This is a genomic window from Stenotrophomonas cyclobalanopsidis, assembly GCF_008710035.1.
GTDB classification, from domain to species: domain Bacteria; phylum Pseudomonadota; class Gammaproteobacteria; order Xanthomonadales; family Xanthomonadaceae; genus Stenotrophomonas; species Stenotrophomonas cyclobalanopsidis.
In genome coordinates this window covers 241,162-258,062 of record NZ_VYKI01000002.1, presented here as the reverse complement: position 1 = coordinate 258,062, position 16,901 = coordinate 241,162, and the positions used below count along the sequence as shown (strand labels likewise).

At 68.5% G+C, this 16,901-nt stretch carries 15 protein-coding genes and 1 other RNA gene; 11 read left to right on the top strand and 5 right to left on the bottom strand.

The genetic code is table 11. The features are described 5' to 3' along the window. Window positions 1-306: 306 nt before the first annotated feature. From FJU31_RS03080 to FJU31_RS03065, 4 genes are read right to left on the bottom strand one after another with little or no spacing between them, the layout of a single operon-like run. Window positions 307-1,692, bottom strand: coding sequence for an FAD-binding oxidoreductase (locus FJU31_RS03080; RefSeq protein ID WP_150453429.1), 1,386 nt, complete (start codon window positions 1,690-1,692; stop codon window positions 307-309). Next, window positions 1,689-2,315 (bottom strand): metal-dependent hydrolase, encoded by a 627-nt coding sequence (locus FJU31_RS03075; protein WP_150453428.1) that lies wholly within the window; start codon window positions 2,313-2,315, stop codon window positions 1,689-1,691. Before FJU31_RS03075 ends, FJU31_RS03080 begins: the two co-directional genes overlap by 4 nt. After that, window positions 2,315-2,683: a YraN family protein gene (locus FJU31_RS03070; protein WP_188115436.1), complete on the bottom strand. Its 369-nt coding sequence runs from the start codon at window positions 2,681-2,683 to the stop codon at window positions 2,315-2,317. The genes FJU31_RS03075 and FJU31_RS03070 overlap by 1 nt, the downstream gene beginning before the upstream one ends. Then, window positions 2,673-4,394 (bottom strand): penicillin-binding protein activator, encoded by a 1,722-nt coding sequence (locus FJU31_RS03065; protein ID WP_150453426.1) that lies wholly within the window; start codon window positions 4,392-4,394, stop codon window positions 2,673-2,675. Before FJU31_RS03065 ends, FJU31_RS03070 begins: the two co-directional genes overlap by 11 nt. Window positions 4,395-4,475: 81 nt before the next feature. Between FJU31_RS03065 and rsmI the strand changes: the two genes are divergently transcribed. Both rsmI and rnpB read left to right on the top strand, forming a co-directional pair. Beyond that, window positions 4,476-5,294, top strand: a complete 819-nt coding sequence (gene rsmI, locus FJU31_RS03060) for a 16S rRNA (cytidine(1402)-2'-O)-methyltransferase (RefSeq protein WP_150453425.1) — start codon at window positions 4,476-4,478, stop codon at window positions 5,292-5,294. Window positions 5,295-5,418: 124 nt separating this feature from the next. Continuing rightward, window positions 5,419-5,770: RNase P RNA component class A (gene rnpB / locus FJU31_RS03055), an RNA gene on the top strand. A 62-nt stretch (window positions 5,771-5,832) separates the two neighbouring features. Here the strand turns inward: rnpB and FJU31_RS03050 are convergent. Next, a complete protein-coding gene (locus FJU31_RS03050) occupies window positions 5,833-6,609 on the bottom strand; it encodes an NRDE family protein (RefSeq protein WP_150453424.1) in 777 nt (258 codons plus the stop codon). 323 nt (window positions 6,610-6,932) lie between these two features. Here FJU31_RS03050 and mraZ point away from each other — a divergent pair, with 323 nt between their 5' ends. From mraZ to murG, 9 genes are read left to right on the top strand one after another with little or no spacing between them, the layout of a single operon-like run. Next, on the top strand, window positions 6,933-7,379 hold the full coding sequence (gene mraZ / locus FJU31_RS03045) for a division/cell wall cluster transcriptional repressor MraZ (RefSeq protein WP_004143635.1): 447 nt from the start codon (window positions 6,933-6,935) through the stop codon (window positions 7,377-7,379). Window positions 7,380-7,393: 14 nt separating this feature from the next. Beyond that, window positions 7,394-8,362 carry a 16S rRNA (cytosine(1402)-N(4))-methyltransferase RsmH gene (gene rsmH, locus FJU31_RS03040; protein WP_150453423.1) on the top strand — a complete coding sequence of 323 codons (969 nt, stop codon included), beginning with the start codon at window positions 7,394-7,396 and terminating at the stop codon, window positions 8,360-8,362. Next, the gene (gene ftsL, locus FJU31_RS03035) at window positions 8,359-8,622 is read left to right on the top strand and encodes a cell division protein FtsL (RefSeq protein ID WP_079220624.1); all 264 of its coding nucleotides are present in this window, start codon (window positions 8,359-8,361) and stop codon (window positions 8,620-8,622) included. Before rsmH ends, ftsL begins: the two co-directional genes overlap by 4 nt. Next, window positions 8,619-10,466, top strand: coding sequence for a peptidoglycan D,D-transpeptidase FtsI family protein (locus FJU31_RS03030; protein ID WP_150453422.1), 1,848 nt, complete (start codon window positions 8,619-8,621; stop codon window positions 10,464-10,466). Before ftsL ends, FJU31_RS03030 begins: the two co-directional genes overlap by 4 nt. Further along, window positions 10,463-12,022, top strand: coding sequence for a UDP-N-acetylmuramoyl-L-alanyl-D-glutamate--2,6-diaminopimelate ligase (locus FJU31_RS03025; protein WP_150453421.1), 1,560 nt, complete (start codon window positions 10,463-10,465; stop codon window positions 12,020-12,022). The genes FJU31_RS03030 and FJU31_RS03025 overlap by 4 nt, the downstream gene beginning before the upstream one ends. Then, window positions 12,019-13,413: a UDP-N-acetylmuramoyl-tripeptide--D-alanyl-D-alanine ligase gene (locus FJU31_RS03020; protein ID WP_150453420.1), complete on the top strand. Its 1,395-nt coding sequence runs from the start codon at window positions 12,019-12,021 to the stop codon at window positions 13,411-13,413. The genes FJU31_RS03025 and FJU31_RS03020 overlap by 4 nt, the downstream gene beginning before the upstream one ends. Continuing rightward, on the top strand, window positions 13,403-14,488 hold the full coding sequence (gene mraY, locus FJU31_RS03015; protein WP_150453419.1) for a phospho-N-acetylmuramoyl-pentapeptide-transferase: 1,086 nt from the start codon (window positions 13,403-13,405) through the stop codon (window positions 14,486-14,488). The genes FJU31_RS03020 and mraY overlap by 11 nt, the downstream gene beginning before the upstream one ends. 2 nt (window positions 14,489-14,490) lie before the next feature. Next, complete coding sequence (ftsW, locus tag FJU31_RS03010; RefSeq protein WP_150453418.1) at window positions 14,491-15,801, top strand: putative lipid II flippase FtsW; 1,311 nt, start codon at window positions 14,491-14,493, stop codon at window positions 15,799-15,801. Then, window positions 15,798-16,895, top strand: a complete 1,098-nt coding sequence (murG, locus tag FJU31_RS03005; protein ID WP_150453417.1) for an undecaprenyldiphospho-muramoylpentapeptide beta-N-acetylglucosaminyltransferase — start codon at window positions 15,798-15,800, stop codon at window positions 16,893-16,895. Before ftsW ends, murG begins: the two co-directional genes overlap by 4 nt. Window positions 16,896-16,901 lie beyond the last annotated feature (6 nt).

The window sequence follows — 16,901 nt, the reverse complement described above, 5'->3', positions numbered from 1 at the left end:
GCAAGCCCGTGCCACCCGTTGTCGGTGGCCTGTCGAGGATGGGCGGTTAGCGCCCGCAGCCCAATGAGAAAAGTTGGAAAGGTAGAAGAATTACGAATGCTTGCAGTGGCGCGGCCGCGGTTGCACGAGCGAGCAGATCGCGACAGCTGTTGTAGAGCCGAGCCCATGCTCGGCTGCTTTTTGCGCGGACGCGTCAGCCGAGCGTGGGCTCGGCTCTACAGGGGCAATGCAGCCGAGCGTGGGCTCGGCTCTACAGAGAGCAATGCAGCCGAGCGTGAGTTCGGTGCTACAGGATTGCGAGTGGCCTCACGCCGCCGGCAACACCTTGCCCGGGTTGAGAATGCCATCCGGGTCCAGCGCCGCCTTGATCGCGCGCATCGTCGCCAGCGTGGCCGGGGTGAACGCCTGCGCCATGAAATCGCGCTTGGCCAGGCCGATGCCATGCTCGCCCGACAGCGTGCCGCCCAGCGCCAGCGTCAGTTCGAAGATCTTCGGCAGCGCCGCATGCGCACGTGCGTTTTCGTCAGCATCCTCCGGGTGGTAGAGGATGTTGACGTGCAGGTTGCCGTTGCCGGCATGGCCGAAGGTGACGATGGTCAGCGTGTACTCACGCGCCAGCGCCTGCACGCCGGCCACCAGCTCGGGAATGCGCGATACCGGCACCACCACGTCTTCGTTGATCTTGCCCGGGGCGACGCTGCGCAGCGCGGGCGACAGCGCCTTGCGCGCGGCCCACAGCTGGTCGCGGGCGCGGCCTTCCATCGCCACGTCCAGTTCGATCATGCCGTCGCCCTCCGCGGCGCTGGCCAGCGCCTGCAGCAGGTAGGGCAGGGTGTCATGGTCGCCATCGGCTTCGACCAGCAGCATCGCGCCGGCCTCGGGTACGTCGGCGCCATTCAAGCGCAGCAGCTGCAGGCTGCGCGCATCCATGAATTCCAGGCGCGTGGGCACCACCGGCTGCGACATCAACCGCGATACCGCGGCGGCGGCGGCATCGGCATCGCGGTACAGCACGCGCAGGCCGGCCTGGCTGACCGGCAGCGGGGTCAGCTTGAGGGTGGCTTCCACGATCAATGCCAGCGTGCCTTCGCTGCCGACCAGCAGGTGGGTCAGGTCGTACCCGGTGGCATCCTTGGTGTAGGCGCCGCCACAGCGGATGACGTCGCCGGTGCCAGTGACCGCGACCAGACCGAGCACGTTGTCGCGGCTGGTGCCGTACTTCACCGCGCGCGGGCCGCCGGCATTGCAGGCCAGGTTGCCACCGATGCTGCAGATCTCCGCGCTGGACGGGTCCGGTGCCCAGAACAGGCCATGCGGGGCCAGCGCCTGCTGCAGCGTGCCGTTCAACACGCCCGGCTGCACCACGGCGCAGCGGTCACCGGCACGGATATCAACGATGCGGTCCATGCGGGTGAACGACAGTACGATGCTGCCCGGCTGCGGCACGGCAGCGCCGGTGGTGCCGGTGCCGGCGCCACGCGCGACCAAGGCCACCCCGTACGCGCGGCAGGCGCGCACCAGCGCCTGCACCTGCTCGATGTCGGCGGGCAGGGCCACGGCTTCCGCGCGCTGCCGGCGCCAGGAGTTGTCCTGTGCGTTGGCCTCCAGCGCACCGTCATCCACGCGCCAGCCCTCTGCGCCCAGCAGGGCGGACAGTTCGGCAACGAGGGCGGCGGGCAGGGCAGTGCTCATGAGGGGTTCCGGGGGACGGCAGGGGCGGGTTGGATCAGTTTCCAGGCGATCACGGCGGTGGCCAGCGGCAGCCACACCCAGCGCAGCTCTGACAGCAGCGTGGCCAGGCCGCGCGCGCTGAAGAACTGCGGCGCAAATGGCGAAACGCGGATCGGCCGCCACGGGGCGAAGAAGCGATGTTCGCTCCACGGCCAGGCAAGGGCAACGCCCAACCCGCCCGATGTCATCGCATCCAGCAGCGGATGGCTGGCCGCGCAGACGAAGACGAACACTGTGGCCTGCACCGTGGATGTCGTAGATGCCAACCTTGGTTGGCGCAGAACCGCCGACCAAGGTCGGCGACTACCGGAGCTGTCTGGTGCCGGCCAAAGTCGGCGACTACCGAAGAACGCCAGCAGCGCCGCCAACGCGGCCAGCACGCCGGCAAACAACAACGAATGGCTGGCACCGCGATGGCCGAACGCATCGGCATAGGGAACATGCAGGGCAAACGCCAGTACATCGGCGTCGGGCAGCATCGCGGCAATCACGCCGGCGGTCAGCAGGCGCGGCGGAATGCGGTCGCGGTCAGCGGCGCACCACAGCGCCAGCGGCACGGCGGCATGGGTGATGATCGACGGCATCAGCAGTCATCCAACCGGAACGCATCGCGCAGCCAACGCAGCTGCGGCGGGTCGCCACTGGCGTCCACCACATCGAAACGGCAGGGCGCGTCGGCCAAAGCAGGGTGATCCTGCAGGTACAGCAGCGCGGCGTGGGCAAGGCGCCGGCACTTGCGCACATCCACCGAGGCGGCGGCGCCGCCGAAATCCGAGCGCGCGCGGTAACGCACCTCCACGAACACCACGGTGCCCGCATCATCCATCACAAGGTCCAGTTCGCCACCCCGGTAGCGCACGTTGCGTGCGCGTGGCTGCAACCCGGCCTGTTGCAGGTGCTGCTCGGCGGCGGCTTCCACCGCCGAGCCCCGTTGCAGGTGCTCAGCGACCACCGACGATCGGCATCGGGCGGCCACCGCTGAAGGTGGACCACGCCGGCTGGCGCAGGATGTTGCCGTTGCTGTCCAGGTACAGCGTACCGGTGGCGCCATCCAGGCCGCCTTCGTTCGACAGCTTTTCCAGGTAGGCGCTGATCTTCCACGCATCGGCACCGAAGGCGAACAGGCGGCCGGCGGCACCGCGCGCGCTGGGCAGGGTCTGGCCCACCTGCGCGGCTGACGGCAGGCCGGACACGCTGCGCACGTTCCAGGCTTCGTTCGGGTAGATGATGCCGTCCAGCGCCACGTCTTCCTCGGCCTTGCCGCTGCCGGTGGTCAGCTGGCTGGTGCCGACGCGCGTTGCACCACCGGCACCGGCCAGGGCCAGCTGCGGTGCCAGCAGGCGGGCCTGTGGCGCGCGCACGGCCAGGAACACGGCATCGACCTGGCCCGCGTTGCGGACCTGGGCGCTGACATCACCCACCGCTTCGGCAACGGAGACCGTGGCGGCCACCTGGCCACCGCGCTGGGCGAAACGCTGGGCAAAGGCGGCGGCGGCACGGCGGCCGGTGTCGTCATTGCTGCTGATGACCAGGGCGCGGTTGCGCTCGCGGCCACGCAGGTATTCGGCGGCGACGATGCCGTCGTCTTCCGGCGCGAGCGAGAAGCCCGCGCTGCCTGCCGGCGGCGCATCCTTGCCGCGGTTCAGGGCCAGCATCGGCACCTGCAGCGGCTGGCGGCCGTAGACCGCATCCACTTCGTCGCGGCCCAGCGGGCCGACCACGAAGTCGGCACCGGAGGCCACGGCCTTGTCATAGGCGGCCAGCGCACCGGCCGGGGTACCGGCGGTATCGAAGAAGTTGATCTCCGGGCGGCGGCGGCTTTCACCGTAATAGGCGGCCAGCAGGCCATCGCGCACCGGCTGCGCGGCGGTAGCCAGGCGGCCGCTCAGCGGCAGCAGCACGGCCATCTTCGCCGGCGGACGGTAGCCATCGCTCAGCGCCGGCGGGCGCTTGCTGGTATCGAACTGCGCCGCGCCCTCGCGGTCGAACGGGCGCGGCAGCGGCAGGCCGCGGGCGATCAGCGCACGGCCGGTGAAGTTGTACAGCGGGTCGTTGGCCGGCAGCGCCGCGGCGCGGCTGCGCAGGGTGGCGTCGTCCAGCGTGCCGAGCAGGCCGGAGATGGCGGCCTGGTTATCGCTGCGGGCGGTCCCGGCCAGGCCGGCGTGGGCACGGGCGCGCTCGGCGGCGGCAGCGAAGCTGTCACCGCTGGCCTGCAGTGCCTCGGCGCGGGCCAGGTGCCAGCGCGTGCGCAGGCTGGGGTGCACGTTGTCGCCCGCGTCCTTGAGCAGGGCCAGGGCCTGTGCCGGCTGCTTGTCGGCCAGGGCCAGCTCGGCGCTGGCCAGCTGGAAGCGCTGCAGGCTGGCGCCGGATAGCTGGCGGGCGGTCAGCTGGCCCAGCAGGCTGCGTGCGCGGGCGCTGTCACCGGCCAGGTGCCAGGCCCAGGCCGCATCGGCCAGGGTATTGCTGCGGGCACCGCCGCGCAGGGTGGCGGCCTGCGCTTCCAGCTGCAGGGCAGCGTCGCGCGGCTTGCCTTGTTCGATCAGCGCCAGCGCCTGGCTCTGGGCCGGCGATTCGGGAGCGCTGACAAGGCTGGTGGTGGCACAACCGGCCAGAAGCATCAGCGACAACGACAGGGCGGAGATGCGTGCGGCGGGCTTGTTCATGATCGGGTCCATGCGATGAGGGCAGCGGCCTTGGCCAGGTACACGCTAGGATTCTACCCTTGCCCCGTGAGTACCGCTGAAATGAGTGTGCCAACCCTGTACGTCGTCGCCACGCCGATCGGCAACCTGGCCGATCTGAGCCCGCGCGCGCAGGAGGTGCTGCGTTCGGTGGCGGCCATCTGTGCCGAAGACACCCGCCGCAGCGGCCAGCTGCTGTCCCATTTCGGCATCCAGCAGCCGCTGGTGGCCCTGCACGAGCACAACGAAGAGGCGCTGTCGCAGCGCCTGGTGGCGCGCCTGCAGGCCGGCGAGTCGCTGGCCCTGGTCAGCGACGCCGGCACGCCGCTAGTCAGCGATCCCGGCTTCCGCCTGGTGCGCGCTGCGCGCGCGGCCGGCATCAAGGTCAGCCCCATCCCCGGTGCCTGCGCGGCCATCGCCGCGCTCAGCGTGGCTGGCCTGCCCAGCGACCGCTTTACTTTCGAAGGCTTCCTGCCGGCCAAGGCCAGCGGCCGCCGCGACCGCCTGCAGGCACTGGCCGGCGAAGTGCGCACGATGGTGTTCTACGAATCCTCGCACCGCATCGCCGAATCGCTGGCGGACATGTCGGCGATCTTCGGTGCCGAGCGCCCGGCGGTGCTGGCGCGCGAGCTGACCAAGCTGTTCGAGACCGTGCTGGAGGGTGACCTGGCCGGCCTGCTGGCGAAGGTCGAGGCCGACGAGAACCAGCGCAAGGGCGAGTTCGTGGTGATGGTGCAGGGCGCCGGCGACGATGCCGAAGCACAGCTGGCGCACGGCCGCCACGTCTACGCCAAGCTGAGCGAGCACCTGCCGCCGTCGACCGCCGCCAAGCTGGCCGCCGAACTGACCGGCGCCCCGCGCAAGGCGTTGTACGGCCGTTAGCGCCGGGCCATGCCCGGCGAGCGCGTAGCGCGGCATCAGACAACCGCCGGGCGTGGCCCGGCGCTACCGTATTGTGGTGGCCCGGAGCGGAGCGCATCGCATTTACGCTAGAATACGCGTTGGCGGAGCCGGCCAGACAGTCGCGTCATCCCTTCGGGGGTGCCGAGGAAAGTCCGGGCTCCATAGGGCAAGGTGCCAGGTAACGCCTGGGCGGCGCAAGCCGACGGAAAGTGCAACAGAAAGATACCGCCTACGTCTTCTTCGGAAGGCCGGTAAGGGTGAAATGGTGCGGTAAGAGCGCACCGCGAGTCTGGCAACAGACCGGCACGGCAAACCCCACCTGGAGCAAGACCAAATAGGGATCCATTGGCGCGGCCCGCGTTGGATCCGGGTAGGTTGCTTGAGCGTTGCGGTGACGTAACGCCTAGAGGAATGACTGTCCACGACAGAACCCGGCTTATCGGCCGGCTCCGCCTCCATTTCTCGAATCGGCGATGCCATCCACGCGGCGAACGCAGTCGAGCAAGCTCGACTCTACCTAGAACGCGACGTTGCTCTCGCCCAGGAATACACCCTGCGCGCCGAAGCGGCGTTCGTGCATCTGCCCATGGCCCTCGGTATCGATCAGCAGCACCGTGCTGGCGCGGGTGCCGTAGTCGTCGCCGCGGATGAAGGCCGGGCTCAGCCAGCGCTCGCGTTCCAGGCCGATGCCGGTGTCGGGCAGCTCGCTGTCGGCGGGGCGGTGTTCGTCGGCGAGAGCAGCCCATAAGGGGGTCAGAGCCCGTTCGCCCTGCGAAAGGGATCCGACCCCATCGGCGTCCAGCCATGCCGATAGCGCGTCCATCAACCTGCGGGTCTTCGGCCAGGGCGCGTCCAGTGCCCCGTTGGACATGCCATGCACGCCCGGGCCCAGGGTCTGGCGCTCGGCCGGATGGTTGCCCAGGTACTCAAGGCTGTCGCTATCGGCCAACAACAGGTTGAACGGAGCATATGCCGCAGCGATCCCGGCCAGCCGGTCCATGTGCACAGCGGCCGGTTCGTGGCCGCGCAGGAAATCGGCCACCAGCGCACCACGCGAGGGACCGGCCTGGGCGGCCAGCGGGTCACGCACGTTGGTGACCACGGCCATGCGCCCGGCACGGCCTGCACCGGCCCAGCCACCGCCCGAACGCAGGTCGTGCCCGCCGATGATGGACGGCTCGTCCTGCCAAGGGGCCAAGGCCGCCGTCGGGCGGGCGTGGAACTCATCGCGGTTGCCGGCCATCACCAGACGCCAGCGCGGGTGACGTAACCAGCCAAGAGCAAGCAGGCACATGGCGTCATTGTGCCCGGTTTGCGCATTCCTACGCCGCTGTCACCCCGTTCCAGATGAATGCGCAGGCCATGTTTCACGCCGTCTCCACACCCCTGAACTTCTGTTCAATCTCAAAAATTGAGACGGATCAGCAACTTGTGGATAAGCCTTGAACAATTCTCTAAACATCGCCGCAAGCCATTGATGTGGCTGGCGATTTCCGTGCTGAAAAGTTGTTGACAACCCTATGACCGCTGCTAAGGTGGGCATCAGAGGGAAATCCGGGTGTTTTGTGGGTTTTCGTGGTTCAATGTTTCACCGGGCGAAGGAAGGGTGCACGCGTCGTGTTCCAGGGCGAGACGGCCATCACAGTTGACGATAAAGGACGCATGGCGGTTCCGACCGCCTACCGCGACCTCGTCGCCCGTGCCAGCAACAACCGCCTGGTTCTCACCTACAACCCGTTCGAAGCCGGCTGCCTGTGGCTGTATGCCGAGTCGGAATGGGAACGGGTCCGCGACGACGTGATGTCCAAGCCCAACACCCAGCGCGTCGTGCGCCTGTTGCAGCAGAAGCTGGTCGGTTCGGCCGCCCATCTCGAGCTCGACGGCAACGGTCGTATCAGCATTCCCGCCAGCCACCGCGGTGCGGTGGGCATTGAGAAAAAGGCGGTATTGCTCGGTATGGGCGACAAATTCGAATTGTGGAGCGAGCAGGCGCATCGTGCCTTGATCCAGCAGACATTGTCTGATGAGGATCTGGGGGATGGGTTGCTCGACCTGAAGTTGTGAGCCGGGGTGCCCGGATGCGCCCAGAAGCGCAGACCGGTCACCTTCCGGTGTCGCAGTCGCCGGCGGTGCACCTGCCGGTCCTGTACACCCAGGTCATTGACGGCCTGAGGGTGATCGAAAACGGACGTTATCTGGATGGCACGTTCGGTCGTGGCGGTCATGCACGTGGCGTGCTCACCCAGTTGGGCCCGGAGGGGCGCCTGCTGGTCATGGACAAGGATCCGGACGCCATCGCCGTGGCAGAGCGCGATTTCGCGCCGGACGCGCGCGTGTCCATCTTCCGCGGCAGCTTCGCCCAGCTGCTGCAGTGGGATGCGACGGCCGAAGGCCTGGATGGCGTGCTGTTCGACCTCGGCGTGTCCTCGCCGCAGCTGGACGTGGCCGAGCGTGGTTTCAGCTTCGGCAAGGACGGCCCGTTGGACATGCGCATGGACCCGGACAGCGGCGAAAGCGCGGCGCAGTGGATCAACCGCGTCGAAGACCGCGAGATCGCCGACGTGCTGTGGACCTACGGGGAAGAGCGGCAGAGCCGCCGCATCGCCCGTGCCATCGTCGCCCGCCGCGAGAAGCAGCCGTTCACCCGCACTGGCGAACTGGCCGATCTGATCGCCTCGGTGATGCCGCGTGGAAAAGACAAGATCCACCCGGCCACGCGCAGCTTCCAGGCCATCCGCATCCACATCAACCGCGAGCTGGCCGATCTGGAGGCCGGGCTCGATGCGGCCGTGGAACGGCTCAAGCCCGGCGGCCGCCTGGCGGTGATCAGCTTCCATTCGCTGGAAGACCGCATCGTCAAGCAGTACATGAACCGCCTGGCCAAGGCGCCGCCGGCCAACCGCCGCCTGCCCGAGGCCGTGGCGTTCGTGCCGACCCTGGACCTGATCGGCGGTGCCATCAAGGCCACCGATGAAGAGCTGGCCGCCAACCCGCGTGCCCGCAGCGCCGTGCTGCGCGTGGCACAGAAGCGGGAGGCCGATGCATGAGCCGGCTGCTGCTGATCATCCTGTTGGCCTGCACCGTGGCCTCGGCGATCGGCGTCGTGTTCGTGCGTCACCGTCATCGGCAGACGTTCATCGAGCTGTCGCGTGCCGAACGCACGCGTGATGACATCAACCTGGAATTCGGCCGCCTGCAGCTGGAACAGGCCACCCTGGCCGAAGCCAACCGCGTCGACCGCGTGGCCCGCGAGAAGCTGGGCATGAAGTTCCCCGAAGCCGCCGACGTGGTGGTGGTGCGCCCATGAGCAAGGCTGGCCGCAACCGCCCGCGCAACGCCTTCAACCTGCGCCAGCGCCTGCGCTGGGTGGCCCTGGCGCTCGGCCTGTGCTCGGTGTCGCTGGTCGGTCGCGCGGCCTACGTGCAGATCATCAACAGCGATTTCTACCAGCGCCAGGGTGAGGCACGTTACCTGCGCGAGCTGCCGATCAAGACCTCGCGCGGCATGATCACCGACCGCAACGGCGAGCCGCTGGCAGTGTCCACCCCGGTCGCCTCGATTTGGGTGAACCCGCAGGACCTGCTGCGTGCACCGGACCGCATTCCCGAGCTGGCCCAGGCGGTCGGCATGTCGATGGACGAGCTGAGCAGCCGCCTGTCGCAGAAGTCGGACAAGGAATTCATGTACCTGCGCCGCCGGATCAATCCGGATGACGCGGAAAAAGTGGTCGCGCTGAAGATTCCGGGCGTGGCCGCACAGCGCGAGTTCCGTCGCTTCTACCCGCAGGGTGAGGCGATGGCGCACGTGCTGGGCTTCACCAACATCGATGACCGCGGCCAGGAAGGGCTGGAGCTGGCCTTCGACGAATGGCTGCGCGGCAAGGCCGGCGCCAAGCGGGTGATCCGCAACCGCAAGGGCGAAACGGTGGAGAGCGACCTGCTGCGCGCCGCCGAGCCGGGCAAGGACCTGACCCTCAGCATCGACCGCCGCATCCAGTACCTGGCCTTCAAGGAACTGCGCAACGCGCTGGTGGCCAACAAGGCGGCCGGCGGTTCGATGGTGATCATGGACGTGGCCACCGGAGAGATCCTGGCCATGGTCAACCTGCCGACCTACAACCCGAATTCGCTCAACGGTGCGGTGCCGGACACGCGCCGCAACCGCGCCGTGACCGACCTGGTCGAGCCGGGTTCGACGATGAAGCCGCTGACGATTGCGACAGCGCTGCAGGCCGGCGTGGTGACCAAGGACACCATCATCGATACCAATCCGGGCTACATGACCCTGGGCCGCTTCACCATCCGCGACGTGCCGCGCAACAACGGCGTGCTCAACGTCACCGGCGTGATCACCCGCAGTTCGAACGTGGGCGCTGCCAAGGTTGCGGCCAAGCTGCCCGACCAGACCTTCTATGATTCGATCCGCAGCTTCGGCTACGGTTCGGTACCGCACAGTGGTTTCCCGGGTGAATCCGGGGGCGTGGTGCTGCGCCCGGCGCGCTGGTCGGGTACGTCCAAGACCACCATGTCCTACGGCTACGGCCTGAACGTGACGCCGCTGCAGATCGCCACCGCGTACTCGGCGCTGGCCAACGGCGGCAAGCTGATCGCCCCGACCTTCGTCAAGGGCCAGCGCAACGAAGGCAAGCAGATCATCGACGAAAGCGTCGCCAAGCAGGTGGTGGCGATGATGGAAACGGTGGTGACCCAGGGCGGCGCCAAGCAGGCGGCGGTGCTCGGCTACCACGTGGCCGGCAAGACCGGCACCGCGCGCAAGGCCGGCCCCGGCGGTTACGAGCGCGGCCACTACAACTCGCTGTTCGCCGGCGTGGTGCCGGCCACCAACCCGCGCTTCGCCACCGTCATCGTCATCAACGACCCGCAGGCCGGCAAGTTCTACGGCGGCCTGGTGTCGGCACCGGTGTACCACAACGTGATGGAAGGCACGCTGCGCCTGATGGACGTCCCGCTGGACGACCTGCAGTCGTGGCTGGCTGCCCAGCAGTCCGGAAAGATGGGGCATTCGGCCTCCATCCTGCCGGCGCCGCCGGCCGAGGCCGTGCTGCCGGCCGATGCCGCCGCCGAATTCGATGCCGCGCTGCCCAGCGCGCAGAACCCTGTGCCGGCCCCGCCCGCGGGAGGCACGCAATGAGTCCTTCGATGTTGCTTTCGCAGTTGCTTCCGGACGTTGCCCTGTCGGGCAACGATACCGTTCTGACCGGCCTGGTGCTGGACAGCCGTGCCGTGCGCCCCGGCAATGCCTTCGTCGCCATCGCCGGTTTCGGCGCGCATGGCCTGGGCTTTGTCGAGCAGGCGCGCGCGGCTGGTGCCAGCGCCATCCTGTTCGAACCGCCCGCCCCGGCCGAGCTGCCGGCGCCGGCCGATGCCATCGCCGTGCCGGACCTGCGCGCACGCCTCGGCGCCATGGCCGACCAGTTCCATGGTGCGCCCTCGCGCGCGATGACGATGGTGGGCGTGACCGGTACCAACGGCAAAACCTCCACCGTGCAGCTGCTGGCCCAGGCCTGGCACCTTCTCGGCACGCCCAGTGGCAGTATCGGCACGTTGGGCGCCGGACTTTATGGTGCGGTCGAGCCGACCGGCTTCACCACTCCGCTGGTGCTGCAGATGCATGCGCTGCTGGCGCAGCTGCGCAACGACGGCGCACGTGCGGTGGCGATGGAAGTCAGCTCGCACGCGCTGGACCAGGGCCGCGTGGATGCCGTGCACTACGACGTGGCGGTGTTCACCAACCTCACCCGCGATCACCTGGATTACCACGGTGACATGGCCAGCTACGGCGCGGCCAAGGCACGCCTGTTCCATCGCCCGGGCCTGAAGGCCGCGGTGGTGAACCTGGATGATGCGTTCGGTCGTGAACTGTTTGCAGGCCTGCCGGCCAGCGTGCAGGCCATCGGCCTGAGCTCGCGCGGTACTGCCGGTGCCAGCGTGCGTGCCGAAGGCCTGCAGCTGGATGGCCGCGGCATCGGCTTCGAACTGCTCATCGACGGCGCGCGCGCTGCGGTGCAGTCGCCGTTGCTGGGTCGCTTCAACGTGGACAACCTGCTGGCCGTGGCCGGCAGCCTGCATGCACTGGGCGAACCGGTCGAGCGCATCGCTGGCGTGCTGTCGGCACTGCAGCCGATCCGCGGCCGCATGAACCGCCTGGGCGGTGAGGATGGCCTGCCCACCGTGGTGGTCGACTACGCACACACCCCGGATGCGCTGGAACAGGCCCTTGAAAGCCTGCACGGCCACCTGCAGGGCACGCTGTACTGCGTGTTCGGCTGTGGTGGCGAGCGTGATACCGGCAAGCGTCCGCAGATGGCCGCCATCGCCGAGCGGCTGGCCAACGAGGTCATCGTCACCGACGACAACCCGCGCGGCGAAGACGGCGACGTGATCGTGGCCGACATCCTGGCTGGATTCGCTGGGCATGGAAGCCCGAGCGGGGCGGTCGCAGGACGCGAAGGAGCACCGCGCGACCTGGCACACGTGACCGTGCAGCGCAGCCGCGCGCGTGCGATCGGCCTGGCAGTGAAGCGCGCCGGTGCGGGCGACATCATCCTGATCGCCGGCAAGGGCCACGAGCCATACCAGGAGGTCAATGGCGTGCGCCACGACTTCGACGACACCGAAGTGGCGGCCGCCGCGCTGGCCGCCAAGGCCGGTGTTCTAGCAGCACAGGCAGGGGAGGGCATCGCATGAAGCGCACCCTGCTTTCGCTGATCGCGCACTGGGCCGGTGGCGAGATCCACGGCGACGACGTGGCCATCGATGCGGTCAGCAATGACACCCGCAGCCTGGGCGCCGGCACCCTGTACGTGGCCCTACGCGGCGAGCGTTTCGACGGCCATGATTTCGCCGCCGATGCGCAGGCGCGCGGTGCCAGCGCGCTGCTGGTCGAGCGCCTGCTGCCGCTGGACGTGCCGCAGGTGCTGGTGGCCGACAGCGAACTGGCTCTGGCCAGGATTGCCGCCGGCATGCAGCGCGACCGCGACAGCCAGGTGTTCGCGATCACCGGCAGCAACGGCAAGACCAGCGTCAAGAGCCTGCTGCTGGCGATCCTGCAGCAGGTAGCCGAACACGCGCACAAGGTGGTCTACGCCAACCCGGGCAACCGCAACAACGAGATCGGCCTGCCGCTGGCAGTCATCGATGCCCCGGAAGACGCCGACTACGCCGTCTACGAGATGGGCGCCGGCAAGCCGGGCGACATCGCCTACCTGACCGACATTGCCCGCCCGCGCTATGCGCTGGTCAACAACATCGCTCCGGCGCACCTGGAACGTATGGGCAGCCTGCTCGGCGTGGCGGTGACCAAGGGCGCGATCTACGCCGCGCTGCCGGCCGATGGCGTGGCTGTCATCAATGTCGACGATGCCTACGGCCGCTGGTTCGAACAGCATTTCGTCGGTACCCCGGCGCGCTGCCGGGTGCTGCGCTACGGCCTGGACCACAGCGCCGATGTCACCGCGCGCGACATCCGCGCCGGTGCGCAGGGCAGCCAGTTCACCCTGGTCGGGCCGCAGGGCGAGGTCCGCATCGCACTCGGCCTGCCGGGCCGGCACAACGTCAGCAATGCGCTGGCCGCGGCCAGCCTGGCGCTGGGCGCCGGCATCGACCTGGCCCTGGTGGCGTCGGGCCTGGCCGCGGCACAGCCGGTGCCGGGCCGCCAGATCGCCCACCAGCTGCGCAACGGCGCGGTGCTGGTGGACGACAGCTACAACGCCAACCCCGGTTCGCTGGCCGCCGCCATCGACGCCCTGGCCGCCGCCCCGGAAGAGGGCTGGATGGTGCTGGGCGACATGCGCGAGCTGGGCCCTGACGCCGAAGCGCTGCACGCGCAGGCCGGCATCCGCGCACGTACTGCCGGCCTCAAGCGCCTGTATGCACTGGGCCCGCTGAGTGCCGCCGCAGCCACCGCCTTCGGCGAAGGCGGCCGTCATTTCGCCACCCATGACGCGCTGTCGCAGGCGCTGAAGGACGAGCTGCACGCTGGCGTGCGCTGCCTGGTCAAGGGTTCCCGTGGCAGCGCCATGGACACGATTGTCAAAGCGCTGCTGGCGCAAGGAGAGGAATCCCCGCATGTTGTATGAACTGGCTCGATGGTTGCAGCAGCTGGAGAGCCTGTTCGGGCTGTTCAACTACCAGACGTTCCGCGCCATCCTTGCCGCGCTGACGGCCCTGTTCCTGTCGCTGTGGCTCGGCCCGGCGATGATCCGCCGACTTGCCCAGTTCAAGGGTGGCCAGCCGATCCGTACCGACGGCCCGCAGACCCACTTCGTCAAGGCCGGCACGCCCACCATGGGCGGTTCGCTGATCCTGCTCACCGTCACCCTGTCGGTGCTGATGTGGGCCGACCTGCGCAACCGCTACGTGTGGCTGGTGCTGGCCGTCATGCTGTGCTTCGGTGCCATCGGCTGGTACGACGACTGGATCAAGATCGTGCGCCGCGACCCGAACGGCCTGGCCTCGCGCTGGAAGTACCTGCTGCAGTCGATCTTCGGCCTGGCCGCGGGCATCTTCCTGCTGCAGACCGCCGACGTGCCGGCCGCGCTGACCTTCTACATCCCGATGTTCAAGTCGATCGCGCTGCCGCTGGCCGGCATCAGCTTCGTGGCCATCGCCTACTTCTGGATCGTCGGCTTCTCCAACGCGGTCAACCTGACCGACGGCCTGGACGGCCTGGCGATCATGCCCACCGTGCTGGTGGCCTGCGGCCTGGGCGTGTTCGCCTACGCCTCGGGCAACGTGGTGTTCGCCAACTACCTGCAGATCCCGCAGATCCCCGGTGCCGGTGAGCTGGTCATCATCTGCGCGGCCATCGCCGGCGCGGGCTTGGGCTTCCTGTGGTTCAACACGTATCCGGCCATGGTCTTCATGGGCGACATCGGCGCACTGGCGCTGGGCGCGGTGCTGGGCACGATCGCGGTCATCACCCGCCAGGAGCTGGTGCTGGTGATCATGGGCGGCGTGTTCGTCATCGAAACACTGTCGGTGATGATCCAGGTGGCCTCGTTCAAGCTGACCGGCAAGCGCGTGTTCCGCATGGCGCCGATCCATCACCACTTCGAGCTGAAGGGCTGGCCGGAGCCGCGCGTGATCGTGCGCTTCTGGATCATCTCGGTCGTACTCGTGCTGATCGGCCTTGCCACCCTGAAGGTGCGCTGAGAATGAATGACCTGTCCCGCCAGGCAACACGCCTCGAAGCCATCGAAGGCAGCTACGACAAGTGGCTGCTGGGCGCGATCATCGCGCTCACGGGCATTGGCGTGGTGATGGTGGCGTCCAGCTCGATCGCGCTGATGAGCAGCCCGTTCTACTACCTCAACCGCCACCTGATCTTCCTGGCGGTCGGCATCGTGCTGGCGGTCGTGGCCGCCCGCACCGAGCTGAAGTCGATCGAGCAGTACAATCAGATCCTGCTGCTGGGCTGCTTCGTGCTGCTGCTGGCGGTATTCACGCCGGGCCTGGGCAGCACGGTCAACGGCGCGCGCCGCTGGATCAACCTGGGCATCTCCAAGTTCCAGACGGTCGAAGCGGTGAAGGTGCTCTACATCGTCTGGCTGTCCAGCTACCTGGTGCGCTTCCGCGACGAGGTCAATGCGACCTGGCCGGCGATGCTGAAGCCGCTGGGCGTGGCCGGTGCGCTGGTCGTGCTGCTGCTGCTGCAGCCCGACTTCGGTTCGTCCACCCTGCTTCTGGCGATCACCGCCGGCATGCTGGTGCTGGGCGGGGTGAACATGCCGCGCATGTCGATGCCGGTGATCATCGGCCTGGTCGGCATGAGCGCGCTGGCGATCATCGAGCCGTACCGCATGCGCCGCATCACCTCCTTCCTTGACCCGTGGGCCGACCAGCAGGGCGATGGCTACCAGCTGTCCAACGCACTGATGGCCGTGGGCCGTGGCGAGTGGACCGGCGTCGGCCTGGGCAACTCGGTGCAGAAGCTGTATTACCTGCCCGAAGCGCACACGGACTTCATCTTCTCGGTCACCGCCGAGGAATTCGGCTTCCTGGGCACCTGCACCATCGTCGCCCTGTACGCGCTGCTGGTCGGCCGCACCTTCTGGCTGGGCATGCGCTGCGTGGAAATGAAGCGCCACTTCTCCGGCTACATCGCCTTCGGCATCGGCCTGTGGATCAGCATGCAGACCTTCGTCTCGATCGGCGTGAACCTGGGCATCCTGCCGACCAAGGGCCTGACCCTGCCGCTGATCTCGTCGGGCGGTTCGTCGGTGCTGATGACCTGCGTGGCGATGGGCCTGCTGCTGCGCGTGACCTATGAACTGAAGCGCGCCGAGCGCCGCCAGGCCGTGCGCATCGGTGGTGGCGAAGAGGCCGCAGGTGCGCCCGTGGCTGAACCGGCTGCACCGGCCGCTGCCACCAGCGTGCCGAAGGCAGCCGAACCGGTGGCTGCCGCTGCACGTGGCACCAGCCGCCTGCAGTCGCGCATCGAACCGACCTTCGGGAGGCTGTCATGAGCACTGCCTCCACGACGACTGCCAGCGCCCGCCCGGTGATGATTCTGGCCGGCGGTACCGGTGGCCACATCTTCCCCGGCCTGGCCGTGGCCCGCGTGCTGCGCCAGCGTGGCGTGCCGGTCACCTGGATGGGTGCCGACGGCGCGATGGAAACCCGCTTGGTGCCGCAGCACGACATCCCGGTCGACACGCTGGCCATCACCGGCCTGCGCAGCAAGGGCAAGCTGGCCCTGCTGGGTGCACCGTGGCGGCTGATGCGCGCGCTGCGCGCGGCCGGCATGATCATCCGCAAGCGCCAGCCGCGCGCCGTGATCGCCTTCGGTGGCTTCGCCTCCGGCCCCGGTGGCATCGCCACCCGCCTGCACGGCCTGCCGCTGCTGGTGCACGAGCAGAACCGTGCGCCGGGCATGACCAACCGCATCCTGTCGCGCTACGCGCGCCGCCTGCTGACCGGTTTCCCGGGCACGTTCGCCAAGGGCGAGGAGTTCGTCGGCAACCCGGTGCGCGCGGAAATCGCCGCGATCGCGCCGCCGGAGCAGCGCTTCGCCGATCGCCAGGGCCCGCTGCGGCTGCTGGTGGTGGGCGGCAGCCAGGGTGCACGCGCGCTCAACACCGGTGTGCCGCAGGCCATCGCCGCGCTGGCCGGCACCGTGCCGGTGCAGGTGCGCCACCAGAGCGGCGAGAAGCTGCATGCCGAAGCGGTCGAGGCGTATGCCAAGGCCGGCGTGCAGGCTGAAATCACTCCGTTCATCGCCCACATGGCCGAGGCCTTTGCATGGGCCGACCTGGTGGTGTGCCGTGCCGGCGCGTCCACCCTGGCCGAGCTGTGCGCGGTGGGCGTGGGCAGCGTGCTGGTGCCGTTCCCCGCCGCCGTCGACGATCACCAGACCCGCAATGCGGAGTACCTGGTCGAGCGCGATGCGGCCGTGTTGCTGAAGCAGGATGGAACGCTGGCCGACGGCATTGCCGCACTGCTGCGCGAACTGTCCGAAAATCCCGCCCGCCGCATGCAGATGGCGCAAGCCGCGCGCGCGCTGGCCAAGGTCGATGCCGCCGAGCGCATCGCCGATATCATTCTCGAGGAAGCTGTATGAAGAAGG

Excerpts from the sequence above, each read along its gene's own strand:
- FJU31_RS03080 (WP_150453429.1), bottom strand. The coding sequence starts at position 1,692 with ATGAGCACTGCCCTGCCCGCCGCCCTCGTTGCCGAACTGTCCGCCCTG.
- FJU31_RS03075 (WP_150453428.1), bottom strand. The coding sequence starts at position 2,315 with ATGCCGTCGATCATCACCCATGCCGCCGTGCCGCTGGCGCTGTGGTGC.
- FJU31_RS03065 (WP_150453426.1), bottom strand. The coding sequence starts at position 4,394 with ATGAACAAGCCCGCCGCACGCATCTCCGCCCTGTCGTTGTCGCTGATG.
- rsmI (WP_150453425.1), top strand. The coding sequence starts at position 4,476 with ATGAGTGTGCCAACCCTGTACGTCGTCGCCACGCCGATCGGCAACCTG.
- FJU31_RS03050 (WP_150453424.1), bottom strand. The coding sequence starts at position 6,609 with ATGTGCCTGCTTGCTCTTGGCTGGTTACGTCACCCGCGCTGGCGTCTG.
- rsmH (WP_150453423.1), top strand. The coding sequence starts at position 7,394 with ATGCGCCCAGAAGCGCAGACCGGTCACCTTCCGGTGTCGCAGTCGCCG.
- ftsL (WP_079220624.1), top strand. The coding sequence starts at position 8,359 with ATGAGCCGGCTGCTGCTGATCATCCTGTTGGCCTGCACCGTGGCCTCG.
- FJU31_RS03030 (WP_150453422.1), top strand. The coding sequence starts at position 8,619 with ATGAGCAAGGCTGGCCGCAACCGCCCGCGCAACGCCTTCAACCTGCGC.
- FJU31_RS03025 (WP_150453421.1), top strand. The coding sequence starts at position 10,463 with ATGAGTCCTTCGATGTTGCTTTCGCAGTTGCTTCCGGACGTTGCCCTG.
- FJU31_RS03020 (WP_150453420.1), top strand. The coding sequence starts at position 12,019 with ATGAAGCGCACCCTGCTTTCGCTGATCGCGCACTGGGCCGGTGGCGAG.
- mraY (WP_150453419.1), top strand. The coding sequence starts at position 13,403 with ATGTTGTATGAACTGGCTCGATGGTTGCAGCAGCTGGAGAGCCTGTTC.
- ftsW (WP_150453418.1), top strand. The coding sequence starts at position 14,491 with ATGAATGACCTGTCCCGCCAGGCAACACGCCTCGAAGCCATCGAAGGC.
- murG (WP_150453417.1), top strand. The coding sequence starts at position 15,798 with ATGAGCACTGCCTCCACGACGACTGCCAGCGCCCGCCCGGTGATGATT.